The organism is Pantoea dispersa (assembly GCF_019890955.1).
In the GTDB taxonomy this organism is placed as follows: domain Bacteria; phylum Pseudomonadota; class Gammaproteobacteria; order Enterobacterales; family Enterobacteriaceae; genus Pantoea; species Pantoea dispersa.
The window spans coordinates 381,069-401,102 of the sequence record NZ_CP082346.1; the positions used below are offsets into that span (position 1 = coordinate 381,069).

The following is a 20,034-nucleotide window of genomic DNA, read 5'->3' on the forward strand; positions in this document are numbered from 1 at the left end:
GACCCTCATTGCCCGATTATTGCCATCTATACTTTCCTGACAGGATGCTTACTGACAGGAGAATAACGATGTCCACTTCCCTGCAACAACACGAACTGTTCAACACTGGCTACTTTGCTGACGGCCAGTGGCACACCGCCAGCAGCACCTTTGATGTCACCAATCCGGCCACCGGCGAGGTACTGGCGCAGGTGGCGAAAGCCGGCAAGGTTGAAACCGAACAGGCGATAGCCGCCGCACAGCGCGCTTTTCCGGCGTGGCGCGACAAAACCGCCAAACAGCGCAGCGAAATCCTTTATCGCTGGTACCAGCTGATCATTGAGCACAAAAGCTGGCTGGGCCAGCTGATGACCGCCGAGCAGGGCAAACCGCTAAAGGAAGCCGAGGGTGAAGTAGAGTACGCCGCCAGCTTTATTCAATGGTTTGCCGAGCAGGCGAAGCGCGCCAACGGCGAAATTATCCCGCCGGCCAAAGCCGGTTCACGCATTCTGGCGACGCGCGAGCCGATTGGCGTCGTCGCTGCCATCACGCCGTGGAATTTCCCGATGGCGATGCTGACGCGCAAACTCGGCCCGGCGCTGGCGGCCGGCTGCACCGGCATCATCAAGCCGGCCAATAACACCCCGCTCAGCGCCTTTGCGCTGGTGGCGCTGGCACAAAAAGCGGGCGTGCCGGACGGCGTGCTGAACGCGGTAGCCGGCGATACGCACGCCATCAGCGACGCCATCATGGCTTCCCGCGCGGTGCGTAAAATTTCCTTTACCGGTTCCACCGCAGTAGGAAAAACGCTGATGCGGAACGCGGCAGAAACCATGAAAAAAGTGTCGATGGAGCTGGGCGGCAACGCGCCCTATATCGTGTTTGACGATGCCGATATCGACGCGGCGGTGCAGGGGGCTATCGCCAATAAATTCCGCAACGCCGGCCAGGTGTGCGTCAGCGTTAACCGCTTCTATATCCACAACGCAATATACGACTGCTTTGTGCATCAGCTGGCTGAGGCGGTGGGCAAACTAAAAGTGGGCAATGGCGTGGAGCCGGGCGTGGTGGTCGGGCCGCTGATTGAGCCGTCTGCGGTGGAGAAAGTGGCGGAGCATGTCAAAGATGCGCTGAGCAAAGGTGGGAAACTGCTGGTGGGCGGCGAGCGCCATCCGCTGGGCGGCAACTTCTGGCAGCCGACGGTGATTGCCGATGCGCATGAAGAGATGCAACTGGCGCAGGAAGAGACCTTCGGTCCGGTGGCTGCCTGCTTCCGCTTTGACGATGAAGCTGAGGTGATCGCGCGCGCCAACAATACCGAATACGGTCTGGCGGCTTACTTCTATACGCAGAATCTGCAGCGCGTGTTCCGCGTTTCGGCGGCGCTGGAAGCCGGCATGATTGGGATCAACGAGTGCGCGGTCTCGACCGAGCTGGCGCCGTTTGGCGGCGTGAAAGAGTCCGGACTGGGACGCGAAGGATCGGTGCTGGGCATGGAAGAGTATCTGGAAGTCAAAGCGCTGCACCTCGGCGGTCTGGCGTAGCGAGAGGATGTCACCATGAGAACCGAGCGTTTCGACTTCAATGAAATCGTCGATCAGGCTCATTTCTACCGTCAGTTTTGCGAACGTTTCGCGCTGGCGGATCGCACCATTCACGATCTGGACGATCTGTGGGAAATGATCATTGGCGAGCAGATCCCGCTGCCGCTGGAAATTGCGTTCATCAATCTGGGGAAAGGGCAGAAACGCCGCTATGGTGCGCTGATATTGCTATTCGATGAGGCAGAAGAGGAGCTGGAAGGCCAGCTCCGCTTTAATGTTCAGTAGCACAACCAAAAAGGGCCCCGGCAGGCGGGGCCAAAGGGTTCGTCAGAATTGACGAGGAATTATTTGTACAGCTCTGCAGTCAGGTGATAGCTGTCACCGGTGCGCGCTTCAATCACTTTATACGCGCTGGCACCCTGCTCATCGGCTTTCTGAGAAAGCTGAGCGCGGTAATCCATAGGTGAGCCGCCTGTTCCGCTAACGGTAATAGTCTGGCCGGTAGATTGCAGATTCTGCGCGGATTCATCCGTTACCAGTTGGGCAGCCGAAGCGCCAAAAGCGAACAGAGAAAGCAGCGTAGCGGTTGCGATGGTTGTTTTGATTTTCATAATTCGTCTCCTCATTAGAATCAACAACCTGCGGCACGAAGAGGGTAAGCGGGTCGTCGATCTTCTCCCGGCGACTGCATAACGCCGGATCGATAGTTAAAGTTTATTTGTACAGTTCAGCCGTCACGTGGAAGGTGTTGTCCTGATTGTTCTCAATGATGCGGTAATGGCTGGCACCCTGAGCATCGGCTTTCTGGGACAGTTCCTGACGGATATTGGTCTGGTCGCCATCGACGCCGCTCACGCTAATGGTCTGATTCAGTGGCTGCAGATTTTCAGCCTGGGTGTTGGTTACCAGGGTGGCAGCACTGGCGCCAAAAGACAGAACGGAAGCCAGACTCAGTACAGCAATAGATAATTTGGTTTTCATGATTCACTCTCCTGAAATGGGGTGGGCAACCTGAGAGGCAAACGCCTCTCAAACGGGTCGCCGTTCACACTGCATCTTGTTCCGGCAAACTTATTTATAAAGTTCCGCGGTTGCGTGGTAGCTGTTGTCGTTATAAGCCTCAACAACGCGATAGGCTTTAGCACCTTGCGCTTCAGCTTTGGCGTTCAGCTGCTGATGGATATCCATCGGTGAGCCGCCAATGCCGCTGACGCTGATGGTGCCGACCGGCTGCAGGTTCGCTGCCTGTTCGGCGTTGATAGAATCTGCGGCGAAAGCACCAAATGACAGGGCAGATAGAACACTCAGGGTGGCGATAGTAGTTTTAACGTTCATGGTATTTTTCCTCGTCTTCTGTTTTTCTCTTTTTGATTTCGTGTGATTTGCATCACGAAAAGAAGTATAGATCTAATCACCCATGAAATTAATATCCCGCTAATAATGATTGGTTGTAATTCTTTATCCTTATGGCACATTTTTATAACGCAAAGTTATTAAAACCGCCTGGATCTTAACCAGGAGGGTGTATTTCCATTCAAAAACAATGATCTGCATCAAATTATCTTTTTGTGCGAAACAATGTGGTTGATCAAGCTGGCTTCGCGCTAAAAGCAAGAGATAACCGCTAAGCACTAATTGTAAAGCAGCGTAAAATAGCGCAAAGGGTTAAGCAGGCGAAAAGGTCGTACCAATACTTTCGCGTATTGAGAACCCGGCGGAATATGGCTAAGCGATTATTTTGTAAGGTGTTGGCGATAAAACAGCGGGAGAAACGCGGGCGGGCAGGCAAGGTTACCGGCAGGTGAACCGCCGGTAACATACAGGGTTTTATAGTTCCTGTTCGAATAACACCAGCACGGCGTCATACAGCTGCTTAACCGTAAAGGCGCGCGCTGGCGTAATAAAGATGGTGTCGTCACCGGCGATGGTGCCGAGAATGCCTTCGGCTTTGCCGAGGGAGTCGAGCAGGCGGGCGATCAGCTGGGCTGCGCCCGGGCTGGTATGAATCACTACCAGCGCATCGTTATAGTCGATATCCAGCACCAGATTCTTCAGCGGACTGGTGGTGGTAGGCACGCCCAGTTCGGCAGGCAGGCAGTACACCATCTCCATTTTGGCGTTACGCGTGCGCACCGCGCCAAACTTGGTCAGCATACGAGAAACTTTTGACTGGTTGATGTTGCCGAAGCCGTCTTCCTGCAGCGCCTGGACAATTTCGCCCTGAGAGCTGAACTTTTCTTCTTTCAGTAAGGCTTTGAACGCCTTTATCAGATCGTCTTGTTTAGATGGGTTTCGCATAAGCTACCAATAAAAGAGGGTTGCAGCAGGCAACAGGCCCGTCGCAGATAAATTATTATGCATTTAGATGAATTTTTATGCAATAAGCGGATGCGTGAATTCACGGCATGCGCGTGTGGGGCGGACATGATAACAGAGTTTTATCCTGCACCAAAATCGCGCGCTGGCGCGCAAAGCGAAGGTTGCAAAGTTGTTATATTATTGAAGTGGTAACAACAAAACGATGATCATTGCCGTCCATAGTCTTCTGGCTGCGACTGGATCATTCAGGCGACTTCTGAAGTGGAGATGTCTCGGGAGCCGATTGCGGCGTAATGTTATTGCGCGACAGGTGTGTCGCTATCGCCTGAGAAGTTGATTAAACTCGTAACCTGATGGATTTCCGGCATATCTCTGCCCCACCTTAATAAGGAGTTCAGGATGAAAGTTGCCGTTCTCGGTGCAGCTGGTGGTATTGGCCAGGCACTCGCTCTGCTGCTCAAGACCCAATTACCCGCAGGTTCAGCCCTCTCACTGTATGACATTGCCCCGGTGACACCAGGCGTCGCGGTTGATCTCAGTCACATTCCTACCGCCGTGAAAGTCGAAGGGTTCAGTGGCGAAGATGCGACGCCGGCTCTGCACGGCGCCGATGTGGTGCTGATCTCGGCCGGTGTGGCACGCAAACCTGGCATGGACCGCGCCGATCTGTTTAACGTCAACGCCGGTATCGTGCGTAACCTGATTGAACAGGTGGCGACCACCGCGCCAAAAGCGCTGATTGGCGTCATCACTAACCCGGTAAATACCACGGTGGCGATTGCCGCCGAAGTGCTGAAAAAAGCCGGGGTGTACGATAAAAACCGGCTGTTTGGCGTCTCAACGCTGGATGTGATTCGCGCCAACACCTTTGTCGCTGCCCTGAAGGGCAAACAGCCTACGGAGATTGAAGTGCCGGTGGTCGGCGGACATTCAGGCGTGACCATTCTGCCGCTGCTGTCGCAGGTTAAAGGCGTCAGCTTCAGCGAGCAGGAGATCGCCGACCTGACGAAACGTATTCAGAATGCCGGTACCGAAGTGGTGGAAGCCAAAGCCGGTGGCGGCTCGGCGACGCTGTCGATGGGCCAGGCGGCGGCGCGCTTTGGTCTGTCGCTGATTCGTGCACTGCAGGGCGAAGCCAATGTCGTAGAGTGCGCCTATGTGGAAGGCGACGGCGAGTACGCGCGCTTCTTCTCGCAGCCGCTGCTGCTGGGCAAAAACGGTATCGCCGAACGCCGTCCGCTCGGGCCGCTCAGTGATTTCGAACAGCAGGCGCTCAACGGCATGCTGGAGACGCTGAAAAAAGATATCGCGCAGGGCGAAGAGTTTGTGAAGTAACCCGCGCGTAAAGAAAAAACGCCCGGCGCATGCCGGGCGTTTTGTTTTACAGGCCACCGGATTTGAAAGTCCGGCTGGCAGCCGAACCGTTGCTGGCCGGCGTTTTGCGCCCCAGCGTTTCCATCCGTACCTGGAACGGCGGGAACGGCATCTCAATGCCATGCTCTTCAAAGCCGCACAGAATCAGCTGATGCAGCTCATGACGCAGCGGCATACGATGGCCCATCTCCGCCGCGTGCACGCGCAGCTCAAACAGCTGAATGCCCTGCTGCAGGTCCACCAGAAACACATCCGGCGCCGGCATATCCAGTACGTAGGTGCAGCGATCGGCCGCCTGCTTCAGGATGGTCGTCACCTCTTCGCTGTTAACGTGGGCCGGTGCCGGAATGGTCAGCACCACGCGCGTCACCGAATCCGACAGCGACCAGTTGACGAACTGCTCGGTGATAAAGGCCTTGTTCGGCACGATAATCTCTTTGCGGTCCCAGTCGGTAATGGTGGTGGCGCGGGTGTTGATGCGGGTGATGCTGCCGGTCAAATCGCGAATGGTCACGGTATCGCCGATACGAATTGGTTTCTCAAACAGGATGATCAGACCGGAGATAAAGTTGGCAAAGATCTCCTGCATCCCAAAGCCCAGCCCCAGACCCAGCGCCGCTACCAGCCACTGCAGTTTTGACCACTCCACGCCAATAATCGAGAAGCCAATCAGACCGCCGACCAGCATCAGCGCGTATTTGGTCAGGGTGGTAATGGCGTAACCGGTGCCGGGCGACAGGCTGAGGTGCTGCAGCAGCGCCAGCTCCAGCAGCGCCGGCATATTACGCACCAACTGGGTGGTAATGATAAAGATCAGGATGGCGATCAGCACGGCACCCAGCGTAATGGGCTGTACGCTCTCGACACCCTGCACCGTGGTGCTGGCATCCCACAGCGGAATGTTGTCGAGGAAGCTGAACGCGGAGTGGATCTCAGACCACAGCACAATCACTGACACCAGTGCAACCAGCGTCAGAATCGAGCGGACCAGCCGCAGCGACTGCGCGCTAATCGCATCCAGATCGATAATCGGCTCTTCGACTTCCACGGTATCGGTGCTGACGGCAGACTGCTGCTCTTTTTCCTCTTCGCTGCGCGCGCGGTTGGCCAGCATATCGGCACGACGCTGGCGCGCGCGGTCAAAAGCGATGCGGCGGCGCTGAATCAGCATCCAGCGGCGAATGATGTGGTAAATCACCAGCAGGAAGAACCAGATGCCGACCGAGGTTTCCAGACGCGCCAGCAGCGCCTGCGCGGTGGCCAGATAGCCAATGCAGGAGGCCAGCGCCGCCACCAGCGGAATGGCGATCATCAGGTTCCACAGAATCCGGTTAACGAAGTTGTCGCCGTTGCCCTCTTTATCCAAATAGAACGGGATACCGGCGCGTTTCAGACTGACGGTGACAATGCTCAGCGCCCCGCAGATCAGAATAAAGCACAGGCGCCCCAGCGTGGCGGAGAACTGCGGATCGTCGAGATTGGCGAAAGCAATCAGCAGCATAATCAGCGGTACGATCAGGCCGACCGTCAGCGAGTAATAACGCATGGCGCGCGCGACCCGCGCCTGCGGCCAGCGGAAGTGCACGACAAACAGGCCGTCAGGACGGGCAAACGCCGCGCTGATCATGAATGCCCACAGCAGCGGCAGGGTGGCAGTGATGCCATCGCCAATCGCCACGGCAAACGGATAAGGCCAGGCGTGTTGCAGGCCAAAGCCGAGCGCGGCCCACAGCACCGGCAGCGGCACCGCGACCAGAATCGACCAGAAGACGGTGCGCAGCGTCAGGCTGAAGCGGTCCTGCGTCACTTTCCCCACGCGGCTGGCCGCGCGCGCCATAAAGGCGTTGTAGTGACGACGCGTGCTGATGCTAAAGCCCACCAGCAGAATGGCGCCAATAATCGGCAGCACCGTTTCGCGGTTAGTGAACATCATCGCCAGCGCTTTGCCCAACTGGCCCAGCGTGTCCAGCGACAGCAGGCGCGTCAGATCGGTGGCCACGTCCAGCGGATATTTCAGGCCAACCGGGCTGACGTCGGCGGTCCAGAACAGATAGCGGTGCGTCGCCTCTTTGACTTCACTCAGCGCGTCCTGCAGCTGCGTATTGGAAACCTTCAGCTTGGTGATTTCCAGAATCAGCGTGTCGCAGCCGGAAATCAGTGAGTTCAGCAGTTCACGCTGGGTTTTCAGCTGGGCATCCAGAATGCGCGTCTGTTCACTGGTGAACGGCGTGCCGTCTGCCTGTTTCTCTTTGCGCAGCGCCTGCTGGCGCTCCAGCAGGTCTTCATAATGCAGCCGCTGCACGCGCAGCTGGCCCATCTCACTGTCAATCTGCTGGGATTTCGGCATCTCCGGCAGGCGCGCCACCTGCGCGCGCAGCGCTTCACCCAGAAGATTCGACACGCCCAGCCACTGTGACTGCTCGCGCAGCGTGCTCAGCGCCTGGCGCACCTGCAATGTCTGATTGGTGGCGAGACGCTGCTGCGAGGCCACCAGATCCATACGCTGCGCCTGCTGATTCAGATCGGCGGAGAGCTCGCGGTTAACGCGGAACTGATCGCTGATGGAGGCCGGCAGATCGCCGCTGTTTTCCGCCAGCTGTTCGGTGCGCTCCAGCGCCAGTTCGGCTTCGCGCTGACGCTGGTTGTTGAGCTGATTGCGCAGCGCCTGCAGATAGTTATCCAGCTGGGTCGCTTTGCGCTGATGCACTTCCGCGCGCATGCGCGCCAGCTCCTGACGGTTATTGGCCGACAGCTGCGCCAGCTCCAGTTCATCTACCCGCGCTTTACTGGCTGCGCTCTCGGTCTGACGCGCATAAATCTGCGCCTGTGCCAGCGGGGTAGCGGCAGCCGCCACGCCCTGTGCGCGCCGTTCGCTTTCGGTCATGGCGCGCCGCGCGTCGGTCTGCTGCTGCGGCAGCTGCGACAGAGAATCGCTGATTTCGCGGGCGCGATCCTGCTCCTGCTGCGCCTGGCGGCTCTCCTCCAGCAGCTGGCTGCTAACCTGCAGGATCTCCTGATCCAGCTCGGCATTGCTCATGTTGCTGCGCACTGGCTTGCTGCTATCGGTCAGCGTGGCGATTTGCTGACGCAGTTCGCGCGCCAGCCGCGGGAAATCATCGATCACCTGCTGATACTGTTTCGCCCGTTCCAGCGAGTCGTCGCGTTCGGACAGGAAGTTAATTGCTGCTTCCAGCGCCTGCACCTGTTCGGCCTGGCTGGGCGAGCTTTTCGCGGATTTCGCCGTTTCCAGATCCTGTTTCAGCTGGCTGGCGGGTGGAACGGTGGCGGCAAAGACGGTGCTGCTGAGCACCAGGCTCAGCAGCAGAAAAAGAGAGGCGCGCACGGCGGTGTTTCCCGGAATTAGTCGATGAGCGGAGCGCTGTCGCCGGGCTGCGGCAGGGCGATAGCCAGCGGCTGACCCAGGCGGGTTTTGCTTTCGGCTTCAAGGCTTTCAGCCAGCTTAACGCGGTTCGGCGCAAACAGGTTGATCACCGTCGAGCCCAGCTTAAAGCGGCCCATCTCCTGACCTTTCAGCAGCACGACCGCGCCATCATGATCGGCCGATGGGTAGCGCCAGCGTTTGATCACCCCTTCGCGCGGCGGCGTCACGGTGCCGGCCCAGACGGTTTCGATGCTGCCGACGATGGTGGCACCCACGAGGATCTGCACCATCGGGCCGTGATCGGTATCAAATACGCAGATCACGCGTTCGTTACGGGCAAACAGGTTCGGGATGTTGCGCGCGGTCAGCGGGTTAACCGAGTAGAGATCGCCCGGCACGTAGATCATTTCGCGCAGGATGCCGTTACACGGCATGTGCACGCGGTGGTAGTCGCGCGGCGCAAGGTACGTGGTAACGAACTCACCGTCGACAAATTTTTCCGCCAGATCGTCATTGCCGGCCAGCAGCGCCTGCAGCGAGTAGGTGTGGCCTTTGGCCTGGAAGATCTGATCGCCAGCAATACGGCCCAGCTGGCTGATGGCGCCATCGGCTGGCAAGGCCAGCAGCGAAGCGTCCGGATCGATAGGGCGCGCACCCTCTTTTAACGGGCGTACAAAGAAGTCATTAAAGGTGCGGTAGCTGCCGGTGTGCGGCTTGCTGGCTTCCGCCATATCCACTTTGTAGAACCAGACAAAAATGTCGATGACCGCTTTGGTCAGCCAGCCAGCGCGGCGGCTGGCGCCCCAACCGGCGAGTTCGGTCAGCGCTTTTTTAGGCAGAATGTGATTCAGGCCGAGTTTAAAACGATCAAACACCGTTGCCTCCTGGCTTAATAACGTTTGGTTTACACAAAAGGGGGCGGATTGTAGCAGCGCCCCGGTCAGTTGGCGAATGTGCCGTTGTACCCGTTAATCTTCGCTGGCGGAAAAGTTTTTACGCGTTTTTACCTGTGCCATGCTCTCCAGAATACGGTGGTAGTTATCGAAGCGTGAAATGTCGATGATCCCGTTCTCCACCGCTTCGCGGATGGCGCAGCCTGGGTCGTTGTCGTGCTTGCAGTCACGGAACTTGCAACCGCCGAGAAATTCACGAAATTCGACAAATCCCTGGGTAATTTGTTCCGGCTCCAGATGCCACAAACCGAACTCGCGCACGCCAGGCGAATCGATGACATCGCCGCCGTGCGGGAAGTGATACAGCCGTGAGGCGGTGGTGGTGTGCTGGCCGAGGCCGGACACGTCCGACACATCATTGGTCAGGATCTCATCGCCTGCCAGGTCGAGGCCGAGCAGGTTGTTCAGCAGGCTGGATTTACCCACGCCAGACTGGCCGGCAAAAATGCTGACCCGGCCGGTGAGCGCCGCTTCCAGATCCTTCAGTCCATCTTTGGCGCGGCTCGACACCATCAGTACGCGATAGCCAATGTGGCGATAGATATCCATCTGCTCATCGACAAACGCCCGCGCGTCGTCATCCAGCAGATCGGTTTTATTCAGTACCAGCAGCGGCTCCACGCCGAGCGTTTCGCTGGCCACCAGATAGCGATCGATAATGTTCAGCGACAGCTCTGGCAGGATCGCCGACACAATTATGATCTGATCAATGTTGGCGGCGATCGGTTTCACGCCGTCATAGAAGTCCGGGCGCGTCAGCACCGTCTGGCGCGGGTGCACGGCTTCAACAATTCCTTTGCCGCCGTTTTCGCCGGCGGCGCGCCACACCACGCGGTCACCGGTGACCAGCGAGCGAATGGTGCGGCGGATATTACAGCGATGCACCTCGCCGGCGCTGTCTTCCACATCCGCGTGCATGCCAAAGCGGCTGATCACTACGCCCTCAGAGGCTTCACCAAACAGGCTGTCGTCCGGTTCCGGCTTTTCGTTCCGTTGCTGCAGACGACGCTGATGGTTGGCGCTGACGCGACGTTGTTGACCCTTCGACAATTTATTTTTGCTCACGCATCCTCTCACGCTTTCGCCAGGCTTCGCCCCGCTGGGCAAAACGTCTATGATACACCTTAATTCAGGCTAATGACGACTTTGGCAACAGGCGGGAAATGCATGACAGCGGGAAATGAAAACAATCTGATTTGGATCGACCTGGAAATGACCGGACTGGATCCGGAGCGCGATCGCATTATTGAGATCGCCACCATTGTAACGGACGCCAACCTCAACATTCTGGCTGAAGGGCCGGTGCTGGCGGTGCATCAGTCCGATGCGCAGCTGGCGCTGATGGATGACTGGAATGTACGCACTCACACCAATAGCGGGCTGGTTGCGCGCGTGAAGGCCAGCCAGCATGACGATCGTGCGGCGGAGCAGGCGACGATTGCGTTTCTGCAACAGTGGGTTCCGGCCAACACCTCGCCGATTTGCGGCAACAGCATTGGCCAGGATCGCCGCTTCCTGTTTAAGTACATGCCGGAGCTGGAAGCCTATTTCCACTACCGCTATCTGGATGTCAGCACGCTGAAAGAGCTGGCGCGCCGCTGGAAGCCAGAGATTCTGCCAGGCTTTAAAAAGGCCGGTACGCATCAGGCGCTGGACGACATTCGCGAGTCCATTGCCGAGCTGGCCTACTACCGCGAGCACTTCCTGCAGCTGTAAATCAACGCGGGTGCGCAGGAAAGCAGCAGTTTGCCGATTAAAACAGCAAACGCGCGCAAAGCGCAAAATTTTGCTTTGCAACGCTTGCGGCGGGAAGGATTTCTCGTATAATGCGCACCCCGTACCGGTGAAGAATTTACAACAGGTACGGAGCAGTAAAAGTAACAAATGTTCTGAATCAGGTAGTTCAGTTGCGCTAAGGCGGTCAGCGCCGCAGCAGATTGAAAGACAATGATGCGGGAATAGCTCAGTTGGTAGAGCACGACCTTGCCAAGGTCGGGGTCGCGAGTTCGAGTCTCGTTTCCCGCTCCAGAACGTGCAGTAAAAAGTAATGCATCAGAATCAAGGATTTCAACTGCGTCCAGGCCGTTAACGCCGCAGCGCAATGAAAGACGACGATTATGCGGGAATAGCTCAGTTGGTAGAGCACGACCTTGCCAAGGTCGGGGTCGCGAGTTCGAGTCTCGTTTCCCGCTCCAAAATGTGCAGTAGATAGCCATACATCAGAATCAAGGATTTCAGTTTGCAACAAGGCGGCAACTGAGCGAATCCCTGGGAGCTTACACGAGTAAGTGACCTGGGTGAGCGAAAGCAGCCAACGCAGTAGCAAATTGAAAGACGACGATTATGCGGGAATAGCTCAGTTGGTAGAGCACGACCTTGCCAAGGTCGGGGTCGCGAGTTCGAGTCTCGTTTCCCGCTCCAGATTTTCATATTCACTAAAGTTATTTGCCCCCGGGCACAATCAGACATACAACTGCTGCAGTCGTTTTACCTGTGCGGTTCCTTTTGTTATCTGGAAATTTTGCACGCCACGTGAGTGCCCAGGATGTCTGCGTCTGTTGCAGTAATCTTACAGGTTATCCACAATGCGCCCGCAACGTGCTGACGGCGTTTTACCCTATCTGCAAAACCGTTTTGAACAGAGTTATCCACAAGCTCTGGACAAGCCCCTGCGCGCAAAACCCGACGTAAATGTTTACAGTAATTATCTAACTCTATGTTTTTTATTAGGTAAATGATATTTCAGACTGTGAATGCCCCTTTTAGACGAAATAACGATCCACGTCACTATTCGGGGAAATAATTTTATTCACAGCATGTGGAAAAGCATAATATCCTGCGCGATTGCTCAATCATGCATCACGCGGTAACCCTTTCTCGACGGCGCGCACCAGCCGCTGCTGCTGTGCTGATTGCACCTCTACCGCCTGCGCCGCGCGCTTTTGCCGCTGCTGCGCTATCGCCCAGTCAATGTGCTCATCCAGCAGCGGATGTTCACCGCGCCGCTGTTCTAATGCCGTGAGATTCCCGGGTGCCCAGGGCGCATTACCCAGCGCCACCGCTACGTTACGCAGCCAGCGCAGATGGCCGATGCGGCGAATGGCAGAGCCTTCCGTGACGCGCAGAAAACGGGCTTCATCCCAGCCGAACAGTTCGACCAGCTGCGGCGCGTGCAGCACCGCGCGCGGCGAAAAATCCTCTTCGTCGGTCAGCTGACCATAGCGATTCCACGGGCAGATCAGCTGGCAGTCGTCACAGCCGTAAATGCGGTTGCCGATCAGCGGGCGCAGCGCTTCGGGAATGGCGCCTTCCAGTTCAATGGTGAGATAGGAGATGCAGCGGCGCGCATCGACGACATAAGGTTCGACGATGGCGCCGGTCGGGCAGATGGTCATGCAGGCGACGCAGCGGCCGCACTGCTCTTGCTGCGGCTCATCCACCGGCAGCGGTAGATCAATCAGCAGTTCGCCGAGGAAAAACCACGAACCGGCTTCGCGATTCAGCACCAGCGAATGTTTGCCGGTCCAGCCAAGTCCGGCTTTGACGGCAATCGGCCGCTCCAGAATTGGCGCGGAGTCGACAAACGGACGAAAATTGAGTTCGCCGCAGTGGGCCTGGATTTTTTCTCCGAGCTTTTTCAGTCGATTGCGCAATACTTTGTGGTAATCGCGGCCCAGTGCGTAGCGGCTGACATAACCCAGCTGCGGGTTTTTTAGCGTGCTGGCAAACGCGGCTTTGGCCGGAAGATAGTTCATGCGTACGCTGATCACGCGCAGCGTGCCGGGCAGCAGTTCATGCGGACGGGCGCGCATCATGCCGTGACGCGCCATCCAGTCCATCTCGCCGTGATACTGTTTCTCCAGCCACTGCTGCAGTTTCGGCTCTTCGGCGCTCAGGTCGGTATCGCAAATACCGATCTGCTGAAAGCCGAGTTCGCGCCCCCACTGTTTAATCTGTTGAGCGAGCTGTTGAAGATCGAGAGGGTATGACATGAGAGACCAGGCAATTGAAGCAAACGCACGCAGTTTACCACACTCTGTCTGGCCTGCGCAGGCCATGCCGCAACTGGAGTGCGACGCCGCCGATAGCCTGGGCCTGACGCTGTATGAACTGATGCAGCGCGCCGGGCAGGCCAGTTATGAACGGATTCGCCAGCAGTGGCCGCAGGCGCAGCACTGGCTGATTTTATGCGGCCACGGTAATAACGGCGGCGATGGCTACGTGGTGGCGCGGCTGGCGTTGGCCGCCGGGCTAAGCGTGACGCTGCTGGCCTGTGACAGCGAACGTCCGCTGCCGGAAGAAGCACAGCAGGCGCGCGACGGCTGGCTGGCGGCGGGCGGCGTGATTCATGCCGCCGACGCTGCCTGGCCGGAACACATCGACGTGATTGTTGATGCGCTGCTGGGCACCGGGCTGAATCGCGCGCCTGCCGCGCCTTACCAGTCGCTGATCGAACAGGTCAACGCGCACGCCGCGCCGGTGTTTGCCGTCGATATCCCTTCCGGGCTGGTGGCGGCGACCGGCACCACGCCGGGGGCGGCGGTCGTGGCGGACTGTACGTTAAGTATGATTGCGCTGAAGCCCGGTCAGCTCACCGGCAAAGCGCGTGACCACGTCGGCGTGCTGCATTGCGCGACGCTTGGACTGGACGCGTTTCTGGCTGGCGAGCCGGCGCCGATTCATCGCTACGCTGCAGCGGATTTACCGCGCTGGCTGAAGCCGCGCAAAGCCACCTCGCATAAGGGCGATCACGGCCGTTTGCTGGTGGTCGGTGGCGACAGCGGCACGGCCGGCGCGATCCGCATGACCGGCGAAGCGGCGCTGCGCAGCGGTGCCGGGCTTGTGCGGGTGTTAACGCATGAAGATAATATTGGTCCGATTCTCAGCGCACGACCGGAGCTGATGGCGGATGCCCTGAGCGACGCGCGGCTGGACGACGCGCTGGCGTGGGCGGATGTCATCGCCATCGGCCCCGGTCTTGGTCAGCGTGAATGGGCTCAGAAGGCACTGAAAAAGGTGGCACTGAGTGAAAAGCCGATGCTTTGGGATGCTGATGCGCTTAACCTGCTGGCAATCAATGCAGATAACCGTCAGAATCGCATCATTACGCCGCATCCCGGCGAGGCCGCACGCCTGCTCGGGGTGAAAACCGCTGAGATTGAGAGTGACCGCTTACACGCCGCGCAGACCCTGGCAAACCGCTACGGCGGCGTGGTGGTGCTGAAAGGTGCCGGTACGGTAATTGCCAGCGCGACGGGCGACATGGCGATTGCGGATGTCGGCAATGCAGGCATGGCGTCCGGCGGTATGGGCGATGTGCTGAGCGGTATGATCGCCGCCCTGCTGGGCCAGCAGGCCACCCTGTTTGACGCCGCCTGTGCGGGCTGTGTCGCGCACGGTGCCGCGGCGGATGCGGTAGCGCGACAGCGCGGAACGCGCGGCATGTTAGCCACTGATTTGTTCGCACTGCTGTGGCAGTTTGTTAATCCAGAGATGATCCAACAATAAAGCATGAAGACCTGTGTTATTCCTTTGCCCGATGAGGCGGCAACCCTGAATCTGGGTGCGCAACTGGCCCGCGTTTGCAGCAGCGCGGTGGTGATCTATCTGTATGGCGATCTGGGTGCCGGTAAAACCACCTTCAGCCGCGGCTTTTTGCAGGCGCTTGGCCATCAGGGCAACGTTAAAAGTCCAACCTATACGCTGGTTGAGCCCTATCAGCTGGGCGACCGCAGCCTGTACCATTTCGATCTCTATCGCCTCGCCGACCCGGAAGAGCTGGAGTTTATGGGCATCCGTGACTACTTCAGCGGCGACGCGCTGTGCCTGGTTGAGTGGCCGCAGCAGGGCGCGGGTGTCCTGCCAGAGCCAGATCTGGCTCTGACACTAAGCTACGTCGCCAGCGCGCGCGCAGCGGAAATCAGCGCGCATTCGCCGCTCGGCAACACGTTGCTGCAGCAGTTTCAGCAGGGCAGGGAACCGGCATGATGTCACGCGTTACCGGGATGATGCTCGCCCTGCTGTGTCTGTTCTCCTCGTCGGCGCTGGCCGCGACACTATCGGATATCAAAGTCGATAACGGCGACAGCCAGGCGACGGTGACCCTGAGCTTCAACGGCCAGCCGGTGTATGGCTTCTTTCCGCTACACAACCCGAACCGGGTGGTGCTGGATATTCGCCAGAGCGGCAATATTCAGGGGCTGCCGCTCAACTTTAGCGGCGAAAACATCGTTAAACGGATTCGTAATAGCCAGCCGAAGGATAAGCAGAGCATCCGGCTGGTGTTTGAGCTGACTCAGGCGGCAAAAACGCGCGCCAGTACGCAGCGCGACGGCAATCAGTACCGCGTGGTCTTCACCATCAGCGGCACCCAGCCGGCCAGACGCAGCACCGCGGCGGCACCGGTGACGCGTGCGCGCCAGAGCGACAGCGCTACGACCAGCCAGGGTAATCCGTTCAACGCCAATCCGGTGACGGCGGTGACCAGCAGCAACACCACGGTGCGTCCGGGCGGTGCTGTCAGCCGTAATGATGCGGTGATCGTGGCGATTGATGCCGGACACGGCGGTCAGGATCCTGGCGCGTCGGGCCAGCACGGCTTACATGAAAAGAATGTCACCATCGCCATCGCGCGGAAGCTCAAAGCGCTGATGGATCAGGACCCGATGTTTAAACCGGTGCTGACGCGTAACGGCGACTACTTTATTTCGGTGATGGGCCGTTCCGAGGTGGCGCGTAAAGAGAACGCTAACCTGCTGGTATCGATTCACGCCGACGCCGCACCGAATCACTCTGCCACCGGGGCTTCGGTTTGGGTGCTGTCCAACCGTCGCGCCAACAGCGAAATGGCTAACTGGCTGGAGCAGAAAGAGAAACAGTCTGAGCTGCTGGGCGGTGCGGGCGATCTGCTGGCGAACAGCCAGGCCGATCCCTACCTGAGCCAGGCGGTGCTGGATCTGCAGTTTGGCCATTCACAGCGCGTCGGCTATGACGTGGCGGTCAAAGTGCTGCAGCAGCTGCGCGGCGTAACGCCGTTGCACAAGCGTCTGCCGGAACATGCCAGCCTCGGCGTGCTGCGTTCGCCGGACATCCCTTCTTTACTGGTTGAAACCGGCTTTATCAGTAACGCCGGGGAGGAGCGGCTGCTAGGCAGCAGCGCGTATCAGGAAAAGATTGCCCAGTCGATTTACAAAGGACTGCGTAACTATTTCCTCGCGCATCCACTGCAATCGGTCCCAAAGGAGGAAAACCGGCCGCTGGATCGCGCACCAGCGGTTAGCGTCGCCAGCAACCCGGCCACCGGCACCGTGCAATACACCGGTGCTACCCAGCGCCATACCGTGACGCGCGGCGAGACGCTGTCCGGCATTGCCGCGCGATACGGGGTCAGCATGGCGACGCTGCGCGAGCTGAATAACCTGAAGCGCGATGTGGTTTGGGTCGGCCAGCGGCTGAAAGTGCCGGCCGGTTCCGGCGTCAGCAGTGCGGCCAGCCGTCCGGCGCGGCACAAAGTGGTGCGCGGTGATTCGCTGACGGCGATTGCCGCGAAGTACGGCGTCAGCCCGAAAGCCATCATGCAGGCGAATAACATGAAGTCGAGCAACGTGATGCTGGGGCAAAATTTAAAGATTCCACAATCCTGATGAGGGGCTGCGCGCAGCCCATACCTGATAAGGATCACCACCATGCCAATACAGATTTTACCGCCTCAGCTGGCGAACCAGATTGCCGCTGGCGAAGTGGTTGAGCGCCCGGCCTCGGTCGTAAAAGAGCTGGTGGAAAACAGCCTTGATGCCGGAGCGACGCGCATTGAGGTCGATATTGAGAAGGGCGGTGCAAAGCTGATCCGCATCCGCGACAACGGCTGCGGCATTGCCAGAGATGAACTGGCGATGGCGCTGGCCCGCCACGCCACCAGCAAGATCGCCTCGCTGGATGACCTGGAGGCGATTGTCAGCCTCGGTTTTCGCGGCGAAGCGCTGGCAAGTATCAGCTCGGTGTCGCGCCTGACGCTGACGTCGCGCACCGCCGATCAGCAGGAAGCCTGGCAGGCCTATGCCGAAGGGCGCGATATGGCGGTGACGGTCAAACCCGCCGCCCACCCGGTGGGAACCTCGCTGGAAGTGCTCGATCTGTTCTACAACACGCCTGCCCGCCGTAAATTCATGCGCACCGAAAAGACCGAGTTCACCCATATTGATGAGGTGATTCGCCGCATTGCGCTGGCGCGTTTCGACGTTGCCATTTCGCTGACGCACAACGGCAAGCTGGTGCGTCAGTATCGCGGCGTGACGCAGGAGGCGCAGCGCGAGCGGCGTCTGGGCGCCATCTGCGGGACGCCTTTCATGCAGCACGCGCTGCGCATTGACTGGCAGCACGACGATCTGGCGCTGCGCGGCTGGGTGGCCGATCCGGCGGGGTCGCGTCAGGTTACCGACCTGCAATACTGCTACGTTAACGGCCGCATGATGCGCGACAAGCTGATTAATCACGCCATCCGCCAGGCCTATCAAACCCAGCTCGGTGAAGATCAGCAGCCAGCCTACGTGCTGTATCTGGAGATTGACCCGCACCAGGTGGATGTCAACGTGCATCCCGCCAAGCATGAGGTGCGTTTTCATCAGTCGCGTCTGGTGCATGACTTTATCTGGCAGGGCGTGATGAGCGTGCTGCAGGCCAGTCGCAGCGCCGAATTGCCGCTGCCCCATGCCGAAGATCTGCCGCCGCAGTGGCAGCCAGAGAACCGCCAGGCCGCCGGGGCGAATCACTTTGCCCAGCCGGCAACCGGCGCGGGCAGCGGTGGCAGCGCGGCATCCGGCGGCACGGGCGGCCAGTGGCAGCCGAAAGAGCCGGGCTATCGCGCGCGTGAAGGGGCAGTTTATCAGCAGCTGATAAAAACACCGGCGGCGGAGACGCCACGTACACCGGCCGCTGAACCCGCGCCCGCGCCGCGCCCGGCACCCGCGCGTGAAGCGCCGCTGGCCGCCCACACGCAAAGTTTTGGCCGAGTGCTCAGCGTGGTACGCGAGCGCTATGCGCTGCTGGAGCGCGGGGAGATGTTGCAGCTGCTGTCATTAAGCGTGGCGGCGCGCTGGCTCAAACAGGCCCAGCTGCAACCCGGCGATGAGGGGCTCAAACCGCAGCCGCTGCTGATCCCGGTACGGCTGAAAATCGCTCACGAAGAGTTAAGCGTGATTGATGCCCAGGCGGCGCTGTTAAGCCAGATGGGCATTGATTTACAACGGGAAGGACAGCATGTGACGCTGCGCGCTGTCCCTTTACCGTTACGAACACAAAATTTACAAATCTTGATTCCAGACCTGTTAGGCTATCTCGCCCGGCAGCAAGAGGTTTCTGCTTCCGCACTGGCCCAGTGGCTGGCGCGACGCGACGATGCGGCAGAACCTCACTGGAATCACTCGCAGGCGATCACGCTGCTGGCAGAGCTCGAACGGCTCTGTCCGCATCTGCTGAAATCGCCGCCTTCAGGTCTGTTACAGACCCTTGAGATTGAGAGCGCGCTAAACGCGTTGAAGCATGAGTGAACTGAACCAGGCTAGCCGGCCAAAGGCAATTTTTTTGATGGGGCCGACCGCCTCCGGTAAGACGGCATTAGCCATTGCGCTGCGTCAGCAACTTCCGGTGGAACTTATTAGCGTTGACTCTGCCTTAATCTATCGCGGGATGGATATTGGCACGGCGAAACCGTCGGCACAGGAGTTGGCGCAGGCACCCCATCGCTTGCTGGACATTCGCGACCCGGCGGAGAGCTATTCCGCTGCTGAGTTTCGTCGCGATGCGCTGGCAGAAATGGCGGAGATTACCCAAAAAGGTAAGATTCCGCTGCTTGTTGGTGGAACCATGCTTTACTTCAAAGCGTTGCTGGAAGGATTGTCGCCGCTGCCCTCGGCCGATCCGGAAGTGCGTCAGCGAATAGAGCAAATGGCGGCGGAAAAAGGCTGGGAAGCCCTGCACCGCCAGCTGTGTGAAATCGATCCGGTCGCCGGTAGTCGTATTCATCCGAATGATCCGCAGAGACTTTCGCGAGCACTGGAAGTTTTTTTTATTTCGGGTAAAACTTTAACGGAACTGACAAAAACGGCCGGTGAAGCGCTACCCTACGATGTGTACCAGTTTGCTATCGCTCCGGCGAGCCGCGAACTGTTACACCAGCGCATCGCGTTGCGTTACGACCAGATGTTAGCGTCAGGTTTTGAAGCGGAGGCTCGGGCACTGTTTGCACGAGGTGATTTGCATACGGACATGCCTTCCATTCGCTGTGTTGGTTACCGTCAGATGTGGTCTTATCTGTCTGGCGAAATCGATTACGACGAAATGGTTTATCGGGGAATTTGCGCCACCCGGCAGCTCGCTAAACGCCAGATGACCTGGTTACGTGGCTGGCCCGACGTCCACTGGTTAGACAGTGACGCGCCAGAATTAGCGCGTAATGCGGTGCTTCAGGTTGTTAGTGCGTAGCAGG

The 20,034-nt window shown here is 58.6% G+C and carries 17 protein-coding genes and 3 tRNA genes; 12 read left to right on the forward strand and 8 right to left on the reverse strand.

The genetic code is table 11. From position 1 onward, the window contains the following. The first annotated feature begins 68 nt into the window (after window positions 1–68). Window positions 69–1,523, forward strand: coding sequence for an NAD-dependent succinate-semialdehyde dehydrogenase (locus K7H94_RS01835; RefSeq protein WP_222951559.1), 1,455 nt, complete (start codon window positions 69–71; stop codon window positions 1,521–1,523). 15 nt (window positions 1,524–1,538) lie between these two features. Next, the gene (locus tag K7H94_RS01840) at window positions 1,539–1,808 is read left to right on the forward strand and encodes a barstar family protein (RefSeq protein WP_021508141.1); all 270 of its coding nucleotides are present in this window, start codon (window positions 1,539–1,541) and stop codon (window positions 1,806–1,808) included. Between the two features lie 59 nt (window positions 1,809–1,867). Here K7H94_RS01840 and yhcN (K7H94_RS01845) read toward each other — a convergent pair whose 3' ends face one another. The 4 genes from yhcN (K7H94_RS01845) to argR form a co-directional block, all read right to left on the reverse strand. Then, window positions 1,868–2,134 (reverse strand): peroxide/acid stress response protein YhcN, encoded by a 267-nt coding sequence (gene yhcN / locus K7H94_RS01845; RefSeq protein WP_021508140.1) that lies wholly within the window; start codon window positions 2,132–2,134, stop codon window positions 1,868–1,870. A gap of 103 nt (window positions 2,135–2,237) precedes the next feature. Beyond that, entirely contained in the window at window positions 2,238–2,504 is a 267-nt protein-coding gene (locus K7H94_RS01850) for a YdgH/BhsA/McbA-like domain containing protein (protein WP_021508139.1), read from the reverse strand. A 90-nt stretch (window positions 2,505–2,594) separates the two neighbouring features. Further along, window positions 2,595–2,858 (reverse strand): peroxide/acid stress response protein YhcN, encoded by a 264-nt coding sequence (gene yhcN, locus K7H94_RS01855; RefSeq protein ID WP_021508138.1) that lies wholly within the window; start codon window positions 2,856–2,858, stop codon window positions 2,595–2,597. Window positions 2,859–3,350: 492 nt separating this feature from the next. Beyond that, window positions 3,351–3,821 (reverse strand): transcriptional regulator ArgR, encoded by a 471-nt coding sequence (gene argR / locus K7H94_RS01860; protein WP_021508137.1) that lies wholly within the window; start codon window positions 3,819–3,821, stop codon window positions 3,351–3,353. Between the two features lie 420 nt (window positions 3,822–4,241). Here argR and mdh point away from each other — a divergent pair, with 420 nt between their 5' ends. After that, window positions 4,242–5,177, forward strand: coding sequence for a malate dehydrogenase (gene mdh / locus K7H94_RS01865; protein WP_021508136.1), 936 nt, complete (start codon window positions 4,242–4,244; stop codon window positions 5,175–5,177). 46 nt (window positions 5,178–5,223) lie between these two features. On the opposite strand, the gene mscM is transcribed toward mdh, so the two are convergent. The 3 genes from mscM to rsgA all read right to left on the reverse strand — a co-directional run bounded on the left by mscM (window position 5,224) and on the right by rsgA (window position 10,616). Further along, window positions 5,224–8,559, reverse strand: a complete 3,336-nt coding sequence (gene mscM, locus K7H94_RS01870; RefSeq protein ID WP_222951560.1) for a miniconductance mechanosensitive channel MscM — start codon at window positions 8,557–8,559, stop codon at window positions 5,224–5,226. Window positions 8,560–8,576: 17 nt separating this feature from the next. Continuing rightward, on the reverse strand, window positions 8,577–9,473 hold the full coding sequence (gene asd, locus K7H94_RS01875; protein WP_021508134.1) for an archaetidylserine decarboxylase: 897 nt from the start codon (window positions 9,471–9,473) through the stop codon (window positions 8,577–8,579). 93 nt (window positions 9,474–9,566) lie between these two features. After that, window positions 9,567–10,616, reverse strand: coding sequence for a small ribosomal subunit biogenesis GTPase RsgA (gene rsgA / locus K7H94_RS01880; RefSeq protein WP_031279822.1), 1,050 nt, complete (start codon window positions 10,614–10,616; stop codon window positions 9,567–9,569). A gap of 102 nt (window positions 10,617–10,718) precedes the next feature. Here rsgA and orn point away from each other — a divergent pair, with 102 nt between their 5' ends. From orn to K7H94_RS01900, 4 genes are all read left to right on the forward strand, one after another. Continuing rightward, window positions 10,719–11,267: an oligoribonuclease gene (gene orn, locus K7H94_RS01885; protein WP_021508132.1), complete on the forward strand. Its 549-nt coding sequence runs from the start codon at window positions 10,719–10,721 to the stop codon at window positions 11,265–11,267. 236 nt (window positions 11,268–11,503) lie between these two features. After that, a tRNA-Gly gene (locus K7H94_RS01890) sits at window positions 11,504–11,579 on the forward strand. A gap of 91 nt (window positions 11,580–11,670) precedes the next feature. After that, window positions 11,671–11,746, forward strand: a tRNA-Gly gene (locus K7H94_RS01895). A 150-nt stretch (window positions 11,747–11,896) separates the two neighbouring features. Continuing rightward, a tRNA-Gly gene (locus K7H94_RS01900) sits at window positions 11,897–11,972 on the forward strand. Window positions 11,973–12,403: 431 nt separating this feature from the next. On the opposite strand, the gene queG is transcribed toward K7H94_RS01900, so the two are convergent. After that, on the reverse strand, window positions 12,404–13,543 hold the full coding sequence (gene queG, locus K7H94_RS01905) for a tRNA epoxyqueuosine(34) reductase QueG (protein ID WP_215800598.1): 1,140 nt from the start codon (window positions 13,541–13,543) through the stop codon (window positions 12,404–12,406). Between queG and nnr the strand changes: the two genes are divergently transcribed. From nnr to miaA, 5 genes are read left to right on the forward strand one after another with little or no spacing between them, the layout of a single operon-like run. Then, window positions 13,542–15,059 carry a bifunctional ADP-dependent NAD(P)H-hydrate dehydratase/NAD(P)H-hydrate epimerase gene (nnr, locus tag K7H94_RS01910; protein WP_222951561.1) on the forward strand — a complete coding sequence of 506 codons (1,518 nt, stop codon included), beginning with the start codon at window positions 13,542–13,544 and terminating at the stop codon, window positions 15,057–15,059. The two genes, queG and nnr, sit on opposite strands and share 2 nt — an antisense overlap. A 3-nt stretch (window positions 15,060–15,062) precedes the next feature. Then, window positions 15,063–15,539: a tRNA (adenosine(37)-N6)-threonylcarbamoyltransferase complex ATPase subunit type 1 TsaE gene (gene tsaE, locus K7H94_RS01915; RefSeq protein ID WP_058771343.1), complete on the forward strand. Its 477-nt coding sequence runs from the start codon at window positions 15,063–15,065 to the stop codon at window positions 15,537–15,539. Continuing rightward, window positions 15,539–17,194: an N-acetylmuramoyl-L-alanine amidase AmiB gene (gene amiB / locus K7H94_RS01920; RefSeq protein WP_371824683.1), complete on the forward strand. Its 1,656-nt coding sequence runs from the start codon at window positions 15,539–15,541 to the stop codon at window positions 17,192–17,194. Before tsaE ends, amiB begins: the two co-directional genes overlap by 1 nt. A gap of 42 nt (window positions 17,195–17,236) precedes the next feature. Beyond that, window positions 17,237–19,096, forward strand: a complete 1,860-nt coding sequence (gene mutL / locus K7H94_RS01925; RefSeq protein ID WP_222951562.1) for a DNA mismatch repair endonuclease MutL — start codon at window positions 17,237–17,239, stop codon at window positions 19,094–19,096. Next, entirely contained in the window at window positions 19,089–20,030 is a 942-nt protein-coding gene (gene miaA / locus K7H94_RS01930) for a tRNA (adenosine(37)-N6)-dimethylallyltransferase MiaA (protein ID WP_031280158.1), read from the forward strand. The genes mutL and miaA overlap by 8 nt, the downstream gene beginning before the upstream one ends. Window positions 20,031–20,034: the final 4 nt, after the last annotated feature.

Bases quoted from the DNA above. Each gene is read 5' to 3' on its own strand.
- mutL (WP_222951562.1), top strand. From the start codon at position 17,237: ATGCCAATACAGATTTTACCGCCTCAGCTGGCGAACCAGATTGCCGCT.
- tsaE (WP_058771343.1), top strand. From the start codon at position 15,063: ATGAAGACCTGTGTTATTCCTTTGCCCGATGAGGCGGCAACCCTGAAT.
- yhcN (WP_021508140.1), bottom strand. From the start codon at position 2,134: ATGAAAATCAAAACAACCATCGCAACCGCTACGCTGCTTTCTCTGTTC.
- K7H94_RS01850 (WP_021508139.1), bottom strand. From the start codon at position 2,504: ATGAAAACCAAATTATCTATTGCTGTACTGAGTCTGGCTTCCGTTCTG.
- nnr (WP_222951561.1), top strand. From the start codon at position 13,542: ATGAGAGACCAGGCAATTGAAGCAAACGCACGCAGTTTACCACACTCT.
- queG (WP_215800598.1), bottom strand. From the start codon at position 13,543: ATGTCATACCCTCTCGATCTTCAACAGCTCGCTCAACAGATTAAACAG.
- miaA (WP_031280158.1), top strand. From the start codon at position 19,089: ATGAGTGAACTGAACCAGGCTAGCCGGCCAAAGGCAATTTTTTTGATG.
- K7H94_RS01835 (WP_222951559.1), top strand. From the start codon at position 69: ATGTCCACTTCCCTGCAACAACACGAACTGTTCAACACTGGCTACTTT.
- orn (WP_021508132.1), top strand. From the start codon at position 10,719: ATGACAGCGGGAAATGAAAACAATCTGATTTGGATCGACCTGGAAATG.
- amiB (WP_371824683.1), top strand. From the start codon at position 15,539: ATGTCACGCGTTACCGGGATGATGCTCGCCCTGCTGTGTCTGTTCTCC.
- mdh (WP_021508136.1), top strand. From the start codon at position 4,242: ATGAAAGTTGCCGTTCTCGGTGCAGCTGGTGGTATTGGCCAGGCACTC.
- K7H94_RS01840 (WP_021508141.1), top strand. From the start codon at position 1,539: ATGAGAACCGAGCGTTTCGACTTCAATGAAATCGTCGATCAGGCTCAT.
- yhcN (WP_021508138.1), bottom strand. From the start codon at position 2,858: ATGAACGTTAAAACTACTATCGCCACCCTGAGTGTTCTATCTGCCCTG.
- argR (WP_021508137.1), bottom strand. From the start codon at position 3,821: ATGCGAAACCCATCTAAACAAGACGATCTGATAAAGGCGTTCAAAGCC.